At 69.8% G+C, this 13150-nt stretch carries 10 protein-coding genes and 4 pseudogenes; 6 read left to right on the plus strand and 8 right to left on the minus strand.

Annotated features, from left to right (window positions below; all coding sequences use genetic code 11):
* Positions 1–30: 30 nt before the first annotated feature.
* Positions 31–780, minus strand: coding sequence for a Crp/Fnr family transcriptional regulator (locus ABZY11_RS13370; RefSeq protein WP_356479247.1), 750 nt, complete (start codon positions 778–780; stop codon positions 31–33).
* 381 nt (positions 781–1161) lie between these two features.
* On the opposite strand from ABZY11_RS13370, the gene rpsL reads away from it, so the two are divergent.
* The 4 genes from rpsL (at position 1162) to tuf (ending at position 5525) form a co-directional block, all read left to right on the plus strand.
* Complete coding sequence (gene rpsL / locus ABZY11_RS13375; protein ID WP_003948652.1) at positions 1162–1533, plus strand: 30S ribosomal protein S12; 372 nt, start codon at positions 1162–1164, stop codon at positions 1531–1533.
* Positions 1534–1535: 2 nt separating this feature from the next.
* A complete protein-coding gene (gene rpsG, locus ABZY11_RS13380) occupies positions 1536–2006 on the plus strand; it encodes a 30S ribosomal protein S7 (protein ID WP_072485550.1) in 471 nt (156 codons plus the stop codon).
* 38 nt (positions 2007–2044) lie between these two features.
* The gene (gene fusA / locus ABZY11_RS13385) at positions 2045–4171 is read left to right on the plus strand and encodes an elongation factor G (RefSeq protein WP_356479248.1); all 2127 of its coding nucleotides are present in this window, start codon (positions 2045–2047) and stop codon (positions 4169–4171) included.
* 160 nt (positions 4172–4331) lie between these two features.
* Positions 4332–5525 carry an elongation factor Tu gene (tuf, locus tag ABZY11_RS13390; RefSeq protein ID WP_356479249.1) on the plus strand — a complete coding sequence of 398 codons (1194 nt, stop codon included), beginning with the start codon at positions 4332–4334 and terminating at the stop codon, positions 5523–5525.
* 106 nt (positions 5526–5631) lie between these two features.
* On the opposite strand, the gene ABZY11_RS13395 is transcribed toward tuf, so the two are convergent.
* From ABZY11_RS13395 to ABZY11_RS13415, 5 genes and pseudogenes are all read right to left on the minus strand, one after another.
* Complete coding sequence (locus ABZY11_RS13395) at positions 5632–7590, minus strand: PIG-L family deacetylase (RefSeq protein ID WP_356479255.1); 1959 nt, start codon at positions 7588–7590, stop codon at positions 5632–5634.
* A 309-nt stretch (positions 7591–7899) separates the two neighbouring features.
* Positions 7900–8358, minus strand: coding sequence for a GNAT family N-acetyltransferase (locus tag ABZY11_RS13400; RefSeq protein ID WP_356479250.1), 459 nt, complete (start codon positions 8356–8358; stop codon positions 7900–7902).
* Between the two features lie 120 nt (positions 8359–8478).
* Positions 8479–9061, minus strand: a pseudogene (locus tag ABZY11_RS13405) (hypothetical protein).
* 31 nt (positions 9062–9092) lie between these two features.
* Positions 9093–9399, minus strand: a pseudogene (locus ABZY11_RS13410) (helix-turn-helix domain-containing protein); the annotation flags it as partial.
* A gap of 36 nt (positions 9400–9435) precedes the next feature.
* Positions 9436–9845 (minus strand): annotated as a pseudogene (locus ABZY11_RS13415) (ATP-binding protein).
* Positions 9846–9989: 144 nt separating this feature from the next.
* On the opposite strand from ABZY11_RS13415, the pseudogene ABZY11_RS13420 reads away from it, so the two are divergent.
* Positions 9990–10319, plus strand: a pseudogene (locus ABZY11_RS13420) (Scr1 family TA system antitoxin-like transcriptional regulator); the annotation flags it as partial.
* Positions 10316–10525 (plus strand): DUF397 domain-containing protein, encoded by a 210-nt coding sequence (locus tag ABZY11_RS13425; RefSeq protein ID WP_356479251.1) that lies wholly within the window; start codon positions 10316–10318, stop codon positions 10523–10525. The pseudogene ABZY11_RS13420 and the gene ABZY11_RS13425, both read left to right, overlap by 4 nt.
* Before the next feature lie 89 nt (positions 10526–10614).
* Here the strand turns inward: ABZY11_RS13425 and ABZY11_RS13430 are convergent, their stop codons facing one another.
* Both ABZY11_RS13430 and ABZY11_RS13435 read right to left on the minus strand, forming a co-directional pair.
* Complete coding sequence (locus ABZY11_RS13430) at positions 10615–12864, minus strand: RNA repair domain-containing protein (protein WP_356479252.1); 2250 nt, start codon at positions 12862–12864, stop codon at positions 10615–10617.
* Positions 12865–13150: AAA family ATPase (locus ABZY11_RS13435; RefSeq protein ID WP_356479253.1), on the minus strand; the 286-nt coding region annotated here is incomplete at its 5' end.

Here is a 13150-nt window from a genome sequence, read left to right on the forward strand (position 1 = left end):
GCGGTCGCGCGCAGCGTGCGGAGCCTGCTTCTACGGAGTCTGCGGAGCTTCGTGGCGGACGACCGGCCGGAGGGATTCCTGAGCCCGGGCGATCCGGCGGAGTGCGTCCGGCCGCACGATCACCATCGCCCGCCGCCCTGTCAGTACGATGCCCCGCTCGCGCAGGTCCTTCAGCAGCCGCTGGACCATTTCCCTGGAGGCCCCGACCGCCCCGGCCAGCTCCTGTTTGCTGAGCGGTATGTCGAGTTCGATGCCTTCGTCCGTGCGGCCGCCGTGGGTGCGGGCCAGATCCAGCAGCAGGACGGCGAAGCGCTCCCGTACGGTCATCGCCGCGAACTCCAGACTGCGCCGGTCCGCAGCGCGCGTCCGGTCGGCGGCCAACGCCAGGAGTGTGAGCGAGACCGTGGCGGAGCCGGCCACGAACGCGCGGAACTTCTCGTGCGCCACGACCACGGCCCGCACAGGTGAGAGCGCGGTCACCGTCGCCGAGCGTGGCCGCCCGGTCAACGCGGCCGATTCGCCCACGATGTCGCCGGGGCCACGAAGGGCGTGCAACGCCTCGTAACCGTTCGGCGCGGATGTGGTGACCTTCGTCCAGCCGTTGACGATCAACAGGACGTACGCGGATGGCTCGTCCTGCCTGAGCAGGGGGGCCCGGGAGGCGAAACTCAGTTCGCGTCCCAGTCCGAGCAGGGACACCCGGTCCTCACGCTCCAGACGGGCGAGGAAGGGCACCCGGTCGTCGAGTCCGTCGCCGTCGGGTACGTACGCCGCCGCCATCCCGTCCCCCGATCGTCCACTCCGCGGTTCAATGTACTGAGAACATGTATTGCCGGACCGCCAAGGTTGTTTTCCTGCCGTGCGCCCCCGGTCGGCTGTCTCGATTCCGTCGGCCGTGAGCTGCGGAAGTCCGGCGTGTCGTGGCTGAGGGCATTTGTTTTGACCGGAGTCGACGAGGTAGGTACGCTCAGACCTTGTGCCTGGGGTGTGCCTGGGCTCGTGTGCGTGTCCTCAACCGCATGGCGAGTCCGTCAGTGGCTACCGCAATCTGCGCTCCTCCTGCCTTGCGGCAGAAGCCTGCAGTATTCGACACACCCGACCGCGTGGGTCGGTGACGTTCCAGGTTAGTTTCACGAACGGCACACAGAAACCGGAGAAGTAGTGCCTACGATCCAGCAGCTGGTCCGGAAGGGCCGGCAGGACAAGGTCGAGAAGAACAAGACGCCCGCGCTCGAGGGTTCGCCCCAGCGCCGCGGCGTCTGCACGCGTGTGTTCACGACCACCCCGAAGAAGCCGAACTCGGCACTCCGTAAGGTCGCGCGTGTGCGTCTGACCTCCGGTATCGAGGTCACGGCCTACATCCCGGGTGAGGGACACAACCTGCAGGAGCACTCCATCGTGCTCGTGCGTGGTGGCCGTGTGAAGGACCTGCCGGGTGTTCGTTACAAGATCATCCGCGGCTCGCTCGACACCCAGGGTGTCAAGAACCGCAAGCAGGCCCGCAGCCGCTACGGCGCCAAGAAGGAGAAGTAAGAATGCCTCGTAAGGGCCCCGCCCCGAAGCGCCCGGTCATCATCGACCCGGTCTACAACTCTCCTCTTGTCACCTCGCTGATCAACAAGATCCTGCTGGACGGCAAGCGCTCCACCGCCGAGCGGATCGTGTACGGCGCCATGGAGGGCCTCCGCGAGAAGACCGGCAACGACCCGGTCATCACGCTGAAGCGCGCGCTTGAGAACGTCAAGCCCTCGCTCGAGGTCAAGTCCCGCCGTGTCGGTGGCGCCACCTACCAGGTGCCGATCGAGGTCAAGCCCGGTCGCGCCTCCACCCTCGCGCTGCGCTGGCTCGTGGGCTACTCCCGCGCCCGCCGCGAGAAGACCATGACCGAGCGCCTCATGAACGAGCTGCTCGACGCCTCCAACGGTCTTGGCGCTGCCGTCAAGAAGCGCGAGGACACCCACAAGATGGCCGAGTCCAACAAGGCCTTCGCGCACTACCGCTGGTAGTCGCTACCCACATCGAGACCGAGAGAAGATTGAGCCTTATGGCCACCACTTCGCTTGACCTGGCCAAGGTCCGCAACATCGGGATCATGGCCCACATCGACGCGGGCAAGACGACCACCACTGAGCGGATCCTGTTCTACACCGGCGTCTCGTACAAGATCGGTGAAGTCCACGACGGCGCTGCCACGATGGACTGGATGGAGCAGGAGCAGGAGCGCGGCATCACGATCACGTCCGCCGCGACGACCTGTCACTGGCCGCTCAATGATGTTGACCACACCATCAACATCATCGACACCCCGGGTCACGTCGACTTCACCGTCGAGGTGGAGCGTTCGCTCCGCGTCCTCGACGGTGCCGTCACCGTGTTCGACGGTGTGGCGGGCGTCGAGCCGCAGTCCGAGACCGTCTGGCGTCAGGCGGACCGCTACGGCGTGCCGCGTATCTGCTTCGTCAACAAGCTCGACCGCACCGGTGCCGACTTCTTCCGCTGCGTCGACATGATCACGGGCCGCCTCGGCGCTACCCCGATCGTGATGCAGCTCCCGATCGGTGCCGAGGCAGACTTCACGGGTGTCGTCGACCTCGTGACGATGAAGGCGTTCGTCTACCCCGTGGAAGCCACCAAGGGCGAGGCGTACGACATCGTCGACATCCCCGAGAACCTTGCCGAGGCTGCCGAAGAGTGGCGCGGCAAGCTCCTCGAGGCCGCCGCGGAGAACGACGAGGCGCTCATGGAGCTCTACCTGGAGGGCGAAGAGCCTTCCGCGGAGCAGCTCTACGAGGGCATCCGTCGCATCACCATCAACTCCGGCAAGGGCGGCGAGACGACCGTCACCCCCGTGTTCTGCGGCACCGCGTTCAAGAACAAGGGCGTCCAGCCCCTGCTCGACGCCGTCGTGCGCTACCTCCCCTCCCCCCTGGACGTCGAGGCCATCGAGGGCCACGGCGTCAAGGACCCGGAGGAGGTCGTCAAGCGCAAGCCGTCCGACGACGAGCCGCTCGCGGCCCTCGCGTTCAAGATCATGAGCGACCCGCACCTCGGCAAGCTCACCTTCGTCCGGGTCTACTCGGGCCGCCTGGAGTCCGGCACCTCGGTGCTGAACTCCGTCAAGGGCAAGAAGGAGCGCATCGGCAAGATCTACCGCATGCACGCGAACAAGCGTGAGGAGATCGAGTCGGTGGGCGCCGGCGACATCATCGCCGTCATGGGCCTGAAGCAGACCACCACCGGTGAGACGCTGTGTGACGACAAGAACCCGGTCATCCTGGAGTCCATGGACTTCCCGGCGCCGGTCATCCAGGTCGCCATCGAGCCCAAGTCCAAGGGTGACCAGGAGAAGCTGGGTGTCGCCATCCAGCGCCTCTCCGAGGAGGACCCGTCCTTCCAGGTGCACTCCGACGAGGAGACCGGCCAGACCATCATCGGTGGTATGGGCGAGCTTCACCTCGAGGTGCTCGTCGACCGCATGAAGCGCGAGTTCCGCGTCGAGGCCAACGTCGGCAAGCCCCAGGTCGCGTACCGCGAGACGATCCGCAAGGCCGTCGAGCGCATCGACTACACCCACAAGAAGCAGACCGGTGGTACCGGTCAGTTCGCCAAGGTGCAGATCGCGATCGAGCCCCTCGAGGGCGGCGAGGCCTCGTACGAGTTCGTCAACAAGGTCACCGGTGGCCGCATCCCCCGTGAGTACATCCCCTCGGTGGACGCGGGTGCTCAGGAAGCCATGCAGTTCGGCATCCTGGCCGGCTACGAGATGGTGGGCGTCCGCGTCATCCTTCTCGACGGTGGCTACCACGAGGTCGACTCCTCCGAGTTGGCGTTCAAGATCGCCGGTTCGCAGGCGTTCAAGGAGGGTGCCCGCAAGGCGTCCCCCGTGCTCCTCGAGCCGATGATGGCCATCGAGGTGACCACGCCCGAGGACTACATGGGCGATGTCATCGGTGACATCAACTCCCGCCGTGGCCAGATCCAGGCCATGGAGGAGCGCAGCGGCGCTCGCGTCGTGAAGGGCCTCGTGCCCCTTTCGGAGATGTTCGGCTACGTCGGAGACCTCCGCAGCAAGACCTCGGGTCGCGCAAGCTACTCGATGCAGTTCGACTCCTACGCCGAGGTTCCGCGGAACGTCGCCGAGGAGATCATCGCGAAGGCCAAGGGCGAGTAACTCTCCCGAGCTCACGCTTTAGGCTTGTCACCGGAGCCTGATGGGGCATTCGTCGCAGAGCGCAAGCAATGCGGTGAATGCCCCCGGCCCCGGCATCCCAGCAAAGATCACCTGGCGCCGATGAAGCAAGGCGTACAGAACCACTCCACAGGAGGACCCAGTGGCGAAGGCGAAGTTCGAGCGGACTAAGCCGCACGTCAACATCGGCACCATCGGTCACATTGACCACGGTAAGACGACCCTCACGGCCGCCATTACCAAGGTGCTGCACGACGCGTACCCGGACCTGAACGAGGCCTCGGCCTTCGACCAGATCGACAAGGCTCCCGAGGAGCGCCAGCGCGGTATCACGATCTCGATCGCGCACGTCGAGTACCAGACGGAGTCGCGTCACTACGCGCACGTCGACTGCCCGGGTCACGCGGACTACATCAAGAACATGATCACGGGTGCCGCGCAGATGGACGGCGCCATCCTCGTGGTCGCCGCCACCGACGGCCCGATGCCGCAGACCAAGGAGCACGTGCTCCTGGCCCGCCAGGTCGGCGTTCCGTACATCGTCGTCGCCCTGAACAAGGCCGACATGGTGGACGACGAGGAGATCCTGGAGCTCGTCGAGCTCGAGGTCCGTGAGCTCCTCTCCGAGTACGAGTTCCCGGGCGACGACCTGCCGGTCGTCAAGGTCTCGGCGCTCAAGGCGCTCGAGGGTGACAAGGAGTGGGGCCAGACCGTCCTCGACCTGATGAAGGCCGTCGACGAGAACATCCCGCAGCCCGAGCGTGACGTCGACAAGCCGTTCCTGATGCCGATCGAGGACGTCTTCACGATCACCGGTCGTGGCACCGTCGTCACCGGTCGTATCGAGCGTGGTGTCCTCAAGGTCAACGAGACCGTCGACATCGTCGGTATCAAGCAGGAGAAGACCACCACCACGGTCACCGGCATCGAGATGTTCCGCAAGCTGCTCGACGAGGGCCAGGCCGGTGAGAACGTCGGTCTGCTCCTCCGTGGCATCAAGCGCGAGGACGTCGAGCGCGGCCAGGTCATCATCAAGCCCGGTTCGGTCACGCCGCACACCGAGTTCGAGGCCCAGGCCTACATCCTGTCGAAGGACGAGGGTGGCCGTCACACCCCGTTCTTCAACAACTACCGCCCGCAGTTCTACTTCCGTACCACGGACGTGACCGGCGTGGTGACCCTTCCCGAGGGCACCGAGATGGTCATGCCGGGCGACAACACCGTCATGTCGGTCCAGCTGATCCAGCCGGTCGCCATGGAGGAGGGCCTGAAGTTCGCCATCCGTGAGGGTGGCCGGACCGTGGGCGCCGGCCAGGTCACCAAGATCGTCAAGTAATTACCTGACTGTCTGACCTGGTTGCTCCGCACAGAGCACCGAGAAGGGCCCCGGCCCGCCGCGCAAGCGGTGGACCGGGGCCCTTCGTCATGTCCGGGCGCGGGCCTCAGGGGCGCCAGAGCCAGGGCAGGGCATCCGGGCCCAGCGCCACCACCGCCGGCCGCCCGTCCTTCCCGATGTGCAGGGCCGGCCCGTCCAGGGCCACCGGCCCGCGCCGCCGGACGAAGAGCCCGGCGGGCGTACGGAGCTGGATGAGCCCCTTGGCGGTGCGGCCGAGCAGTACCGGGGCGCCCGGCGACCCGGCGGCGGCCACCGGCCCGTACCCGTCGAAGCCCGCCCGGTCCCGGATCAGGCGCCCGTAGCCGTCGATGCCGGTCTCGTCCGCCGCCTCCCCGGTTCGTACGGTCGTCAGGGCGGCCTTCGCCGCCGCGCGGTAGAACAGCTCGATGCTGCCGTCCGCCCCCGGCAGCACGGCCGGGCCGTCCCCGGGCACCGGCACCCCGGTGATCTGGGTGCGCGCGGTCACCTCGTCGCCGGGCGCGTCCTGCGTCCAGTGGTGCACCACGAACCGCCCCGCCGCGAAGAGATGGACACAGCCCCCGGCGTCCACCACGGCACTCAGCCCGTCCTGGATCTCGCCGCCGCCCATGTCCCGCCACTCGTTCCACCGGCCGGCCGTGTCCCGTACCCGGGTACTGACGCCCTTCTCCGCGTTCCGCACGAAGAGATGGACCCGCCCGTCGGGTGCGGCGACCGCGACCGGGACACCGATCCGGCGCCCGCCGTCATGGCCGCGCACCGGGTTGCCCAGCCCCTGCCAGGCGCGGAAGGCACCGCCGGGGGAGCGCTGCTCCAGCGCGACGATCTCGCGCTCGTTGTCCGCGCCGTGCCCGCTGAGCGCCGAGAACCGCAGCCCGAAGAGCAGATGGCGCCCGTCCGGCAGCGTCGCGCTGCCCAGGACCGGGGCGAGCGGGCCGCCGCCGAGGTCGTCCGGCGCGTCCCACACTCCGCTGCCTGGTGTGCTCTCGCGCCGGCGCACCGCCCGCAGGCCGAGCACCCCGTACGTGACGAGTCGGCCGTCCGGTTCGGTGCCGACGGTGGGCCGGGGGCCCGGGTAGCGGTAGTGGGTGGACCGCACCCAGCCCTTCCGGTTGGTCAGCGGCCGGTTGCCGCCCACGTTGTAGTCCCCGCAGCCCGCCGGGTTGCCGCACCGCCAGTCCGCCGAGCCGCCGTACGGCACCAGGTGCGACGCCTTCTCGGCCAGCACGGCGGGCGGCAGGTTCTTCGGCCAGTGCCGGTTGTAGTAGGCCCGGAACGCAGTGGTGGCGAAGCTCGGCACCTCGCCGCCGCCCTTGGTGGCCCCGGCCACCCACCGGATCAGCGCCGCCCAGGTGAACAGCGCGGTGGCGGTGTGGTCGGGGTGGTCGGAGTAGCCCTGCTGCTCGCTGTCCCGGCGCCGGACGGCCTCGCTGCTGTGCTGGATGTCGGGGTCCGGGTCCATGGTGTGCAGGATGCTCGGCCGGTACTGCTCGAACAGCCCGACCAGGACGTCGATCAGCCCGTCGTAGGTGTACGAACCCGCCTTCTTCAGCGGGGAGCCGTCGGCGACCACGGTCGGCAGGATCAGGCGCCGGTCCTGCCAGAGGCTGGGCAGCCCGAGCCGCCCGTACGAGGTGTGCATGGCGGTGTTGATGAAGATCAGCTCGACCCTGCGGCCGCGGTTGCCGAGGGTGTTGATCTCCGCTCGGTGGCCGCCGTGCAGCTCGATGACGGACCTCCGCCACGGGGTGAACCTGCCGAGGCCGAGCAGCGTCGCGTACGCCTGGCGGAGCCCCTGGTGACGCGAGGAGGAGTACGCGGCCTTGTCGGGCGCCGGCAGCGGGCGGCCCGGCACACGATTTATGCCGGTGGCCTCACCACCGGTCAGATAGACGCAGACCAGCGGGGTACCGGCGTCCAGCGCCTGCTGGGTGTCCGGGTTCATGAAGTACAGGTCGTCGTCCGGGTGGGCGAGGACCTGCATCATCAGCGCCGGGTGCGAGGTACTGATCGGCAGTCCGGGCATCGGGTCCGCGGCGGGGTCGCGGCGGCGGGGCGGCGAGGGCGCCGTGCAGGCGGTGAGGGCCGTCAGGCCACTCGCACCGGCCGCCGCCAGCAGGGTGCGCCGCGGTACTCCCGAGCGGGATGCGCGCGACGCGGGTCGATCCGTCACACCGTGCTCCGTCCACTTCTCCCGCAGCGGGCGGCCGTGCGGCCCTGTGCTGCGTGCCGAATCCGTGCAGGCCACGGCGGGGGCGAGCCGCTGCTGCGGGGGGATAGACGGAGATTCACGGAGGCGGGTTGCCTGGGTTTCTACGGGTGTGACCCGGACAGCTCAACTCGTGGGTGTACGCACCATGAACACATCGATCGGGTCCTGCCGCTCCTCGGTGAACCCGTGCCGTTCGTAGAGCGCGCGGGCGGCGCTGCCCTGGAGCACGTCCAGGCGCACGGTCACGCCTTCCTCGTCGGCCCGCGCGAGCAGCGAACGGAGCACCGCGGTGCCGATCCCGCGCCCCTGGAGGGCGGGGGAGAGGTAGAAGTTCTCCAGCCACATGCCGCCCTCGGCCGGACGCAGGGTGATCGACCCCGCGAACTCCCCGTCCGCGACGATGATTGAGGTGTGCTCCGGTGCGTAGACGTCCCGCAGCCGCTGCCGTACGCGGTGCTCGTCGTAACGCCCGAGCCGCTCCAGGTCGGGGCGCATCACGACGGCCCTGAGCTCGGCGATGGTCTCGACGTCCTCGGGCCGGGCGGGGCGCAGGGTCCAGGGCGCGGTGGTGCTCGTTGTCATGGACGGAGTGTGTCAGAGCCACAGCTCAGGCGCCCATGAAGGTGGGACGGTACCTGTGGGGGAGCCGGTGAACCGGATGCGGGGCCTGTGGACAGGAGCGGCGCAGCCACCGGGACGAGGCTACTTCTCGGCGAAGATCTCCTCGGCGGTGACGGCGGTGACGGCTCGCATGAGCCACTGGCGCAGAGTCTCGGGGGCGCCGCAATCGGTGATCCGCTCGCGAGCCTTGTCGGGAACGGTGATGCGGCGCTGTGCCAGTACGAGCAGGATGTCCTCGGCTCGGCCTCGTGCGCGGCCTTCGTCCCGGATTTCTTCCGACATGAAGGACTTGTAGAAAGACGTGTCCACGGCCACCAGGTTCCTCCAGTGCTGTGCGGCCGGGCGGTTGCCCAGGCCCTGTGCGGTGAGTTCGACGATGGGGTCGGCGATTGCTTCCGGTGTGTCCCGCAGTGCGGCGGACAGGGTTTTCCTTCTTGCCCTGGGCCTCGATGGCGAGGAGGAAGGGCCCGTCGTGCTCTGTTTCGATGCGCAGGAGGGTGTCCACCCGGCGTTCGACGGGTCGGGCTTCGGTGAGGTCGGTGGGCAGGGCGGTGGCCGAGGTGGGTGGTGGGATGTCGACTCCGAGTACTTCGGAGACGCGGGAGAAGAGGCCGGGGTACTCCTGGAAGGTGCGGTGCATTGCCTCGTGGGGCGAGCTGACCATGGAGGTCCGTTCGTGTTGGGTGACGGTTTCGTCAGGCGGCTGTGTGGAGGCCTGACCGGCAGTCGCGGCAGTGGCCGGGGTGGCGGGAGCGGAAGGCGCGGTCGCAGCGGTCGCAGTTCTGGAGCGGGATGACGATGACGCCGGGACGTGCGAGTGCGGCGACATCCTGGGCTCCCGGGAGCGGTGGTGGCAGGAGCGCCGTGATCCGGTGGCGGAGGAGCTTGGCAGGGTGTTTCAGGGGGTTTGGGAGGTCGGTGGTGAGGGGCGTGGCGGATGGTGTCGGGGTGGGTGTCGCGTTCGAGCCAGGTGGCGATGCCGGGGGCGAGGGCGTGGATGTCGTCAGCTTTATGTGTCGTGGAGCGCGGGGACGTGGCTCACCGGGTCGTGGGTTTCCGCGACCCGGTGAGCGGTCGCGGTACGAGGTCGAGTTCGGCCCAGATCGTCTTGCGCGGGGCAGGTCCGACGTCGATGCCCCAGCGGTCGGCGAGCGCCTCGACGATCAGCAGACCGCGCCCGCTCTCCGCGAGCTGGTCGGGGGTGGACGCGACGGGCAGTTGCTCGCCCCGGATGTCGGTCACCTCGATCCGCAGGAGCTCGTCGCGGTGGGCGGTGAGGCTGAGTTGGAAGTCCCGTCCGGGTACGCGGCCGTGGGCGGCGGCGTTGGCGGCCAGCTCGGCGACGATGTGCGCGGCCGAGTCCTGAGGAAGCCCCGGGCGGGGGAGAGCAGCACGGTGAACTGCCGGGTGGGAGCGGAATGTTCGGTTCGGATGATGTGTTGGTTCACGTCGCTCGGCGTGGCCAGGGCGTGCGTACGGTGAACAGCAACGAGCCCTTTACGTACGGTGATTGTCCCGTGCTTGTCCAGTGCTGTCCCGGCTGTCCGGGGTGACGTGTCGGGGACACCAGGGGTTGGGCCAAGAACGGCATGCAGGTGACGTTTCGACGTCCGGTCGGAGGCGCAATGGTGTTGCGCCGACAACTCGAACGCCTCTTGGAAGTAGGGCGGTTGCGGAATGTGGTGATCCAGGTGATGCCGACCAACCGCGAGGAACATCCTGGGACGGGCGGACTGATCGAGGTGCTGAAGTTCCCCGGCGGCAGTGCGGTGGGGCGTTCCGAGGGCGCGTTCGGTGGCCGCCCGGTTTCCGACCCGAAGAAGCTCAGGATCCTTGGTTTGCGCTATGGGATGATCCGGGCCCAGGCTCTTACGCCACGAGAGTCGCTGGCCTTCATCGAGCAAGTGCTGGGAGAGACATGATCAACAAGCCCTCTGCCGGGGACGCTTCCGAGCGGGAGTGGTTCAAGAGTAGTTACAGCAGTAGTGGCGACGGCAACGACTGCGTCGAGGTCGCGTCCACCCCCGGCGCGGTGCTCGTGCGCGACTCCAAGAACGTGCAGGGGGCCCGGCTCGCTTTCGCCTCAGGCGCTTGGGCGGGCTTCGTCTCGTACGCCGCCGGGCACTGATCCCACACGCACTCACGCCCCCGAGCCCGGTTGATGCCGGACCGGGGGCGCGCTGTTGTCAGACGCGGGAAGGGACATCGGCCAGTCCTTCAGAAGGCGAACGCCGGGTCTCCGGCCGGCCGGAGAACGGACAGTTCCACCCGGGCCAGCGAGGCATCCGGGATGCCGCGCAGAATCTCCGCCCCGATCTCCGCCAGCCGGTGCCCGTCGGGCGGCGTGGCGCCCAGGCCGATCGCATATCCCGCCAGACCGTCGGAGGTGAGCGGGCGCGGCCAGATACGGGAGTCCGGGGCGCCCGCCCCGGCGAGGGCGGTGGTCAGGGCGAGGAGACGACCGCGCAGCCGCCCCTCGTCGGGGCCGGGTCGTACGGAGGCCAGGGCCCAGGCGGTGTGCTGCGCGTGCAGCGGCGGCGGGGTGCGGAGCAGGGCGTGCGGTACGGGGCCGGTGTCGTCGGCGGATTCCAGGATCTCCCAGGCGCGGAAGAGTTCCTCGGCGACGAGGTCCCGGCCGGCCGGGGAGACCTGTGTGGTGCAGGAGCGGACAGGGTCGGTCGGGGTCAGCACGGTGAGGGGGAGTCCACCAGGGGCGCCGGTCCCGTCGGAGCCGACCGCGCGGTCCCAGTCCCAGGTGGCCCAGGTCGCGAAGAAGTGCCTGAGCAGGGGGAGCGGCGGCAGGTCGCCCGACTCGTGGGCGGTACGGGCCGCGAGTACGGACCAGGCGAGGCCGGGCAGTCCGCCGCACGGCGCGGAGTCCAGGCCGCGCGCGTGTGCCCAGCCCTTCACCTCGCGGGCGAGCCGGGTGAACGCCGCCCGGTGCGGGTCCGCCGCCGCGAGCACGGCGTCCGCGTCGCTCACCGCGCTGAGCGCCGTGGCCGCCGCCTCGCCCAGCTCGGCGCGCCGGGCCACAGCCTGGGCCGGGGGGAGTGCGCCCGTCGCCACGGTCACCAGGTCCACCCCGAGCCCGTCGAGCGAGAAGCGCAGACCCGGTACGCGGGCACCGGTCACCTCGCGCAGCCCCACGGCGCCCGGCAGGGCCGCGGCCAGCCGCTCCCGTACCCCCGGCAGATCCACCGCGCCCGGCAGCGCCGCGACCAGGTCCACGTCCGCGCCGGGCAGCGCACAGCCCATCCGCCGGGAGCCGGCCAGGTGGACAGAGCCTTCGGGCAGGGCGGCGGCCACCCGGCGCACGGCATCGGCCGCGTACGCCTCCGCCTCCTCCGCCGCGTCCTCGGCCGCCTCGGTGGCCAGCTCCACCCGTACCCCGAAATGGTCCGAGACGTACAGCCCGTCCGGCGCCGGCACGTCGCCCAGCAGCACCGCCGAGGTCGGCCGCAGCCGCTCCGAGCGGACCAGCACCCGGTCCAGCCGGGACACCCGCCCGGTCAGGGAGGAGACCGCGGCCAGCGGGTTGACCGACGGGTCGAAGGTGGGCGTCCGGTCGTCCGCGCCGTGCACCCGGCTCCAGGCGTCCGCCATCCCCAGCCGGTCCTGCGGGGTGTCCCCGCCGTCGTTGAAGTCGCCGAGCAGCGTCACATCGCCCTCGACCGTCGCCAACCCCGTTGCCAGATCGGCCAGTTCGGCATCGCGACGACCCGCGCCGTTCGCCGAGTGGTCGCTGCTGAGGTGGGTCACCGCGACCGTGACCGGTCCCTCCGGCCCGTCCACGACGACGGCCGCGACCGCCTTGTGCGGGCCGAGGACATGCAGACCCGCCTCGCGCACCGGGACCCTGCTGAGCAGCAGCAGACCGCAGTCGGCGACATCCCGGCCGGCCGGGTCGGCCCAGAGCGTGTAGCCCTCGCGGACCCAGGGCGCCGCCAACAGCAGGCCGAGCAGGGCCGGTTCGGCCTCCTGGAGGGCGATGACATCGGCGTCCGCGGCGCGCAGGGCGTCGAGCAGGAGCGGCCGGCGCCGGGCGGTGTCGATGCGGTCGCTGTCGTAGCGGTCCCAGAGAGTGTTCCAGGTCAGCAGCGTCAGCGCGGCGGACGGCGCGGGCGTCGGCACGTCCTCGGGCACGGGGGTCCAGGCGGCCTCGGACACCGAGAACGCGTGCGGCGTGCGGGAGACGAAGTAGGGGGACGGCAGCCGGCGCGGGGCGCGCACCCGCCCGGCGTCCGTCGCGTCGATCCGGTCCACCCCCGAGGACCGGTCCCACACGATCTCGCCGTCCGCCTCGAAGAACAGCACCCGGTGCCAGGGGATGTCCCCGCCGGGCGTGAAGCGGGGCAGCGGCACCCGCTTGGGCACGGTCCCGCGCTGAGCCACGCCCATCACGAAGCGCGCCGGGTCGAACCGGGCGTCCCAGCGGACCCGGTGGTAGATCTCCTCGCTGGTACGCATCTACGCCCTGTCCTCCACGGTTCCGCTCGCGCCGATGTACCAGGTGCGGTGCGCCTGGCCGGGGTACGGGGGCACGAATCTGTGCAGCTGCGAGGTCAGCACCTCGGGTGGCACGGGATGGCTGCGGCGTCCGTTGCGGCGGATCAGCTCCGCCTCGTCGACCAGCGCCACGGCGTGGGTGAGCAGCGCGTCCCTGCGCCGGGCCACCGCGTGCACCAGCGAGCGCTGGTGCACGTTGAGCGAGGTGGCGTCCCAGACGACCGTGCCGCCCGCCGCGAGCGCGGCG

Origin of the sequence: Streptomyces sp. NPDC006510 (genome assembly GCF_040611955.1) — a bacterium.
Lineage (GTDB): Bacteria > Actinomycetota > Actinomycetes > Streptomycetales > Streptomycetaceae > Streptomyces.

Excerpts from the sequence above, each read along its gene's own strand:
- rpsG (WP_072485550.1), top strand. The coding sequence starts at position 1,536 with ATGCCTCGTAAGGGCCCCGCCCCGAAGCGCCCGGTCATCATCGACCCG.
- ABZY11_RS13425 (WP_356479251.1), top strand. The coding sequence starts at position 10,316 with ATGATCAACAAGCCCTCTGCCGGGGACGCTTCCGAGCGGGAGTGGTTC.
- fusA (WP_356479248.1), top strand. The coding sequence starts at position 2,045 with ATGGCCACCACTTCGCTTGACCTGGCCAAGGTCCGCAACATCGGGATC.
- ABZY11_RS13395 (WP_356479255.1), bottom strand. The coding sequence starts at position 7,590 with ATGCCCGGACTGCCGATCAGTACCTCGCACCCGGCGCTGATGATGCAG.
- ABZY11_RS13430 (WP_356479252.1), bottom strand. The coding sequence starts at position 12,864 with ATGCGTACCAGCGAGGAGATCTACCACCGGGTCCGCTGGGACGCCCGG.
- ABZY11_RS13370 (WP_356479247.1), bottom strand. The coding sequence starts at position 780 with ATGGCGGCGGCGTACGTACCCGACGGCGACGGACTCGACGACCGGGTG.
- ABZY11_RS13400 (WP_356479250.1), bottom strand. The coding sequence starts at position 8,358 with ATGACAACGAGCACCACCGCGCCCTGGACCCTGCGCCCCGCCCGGCCC.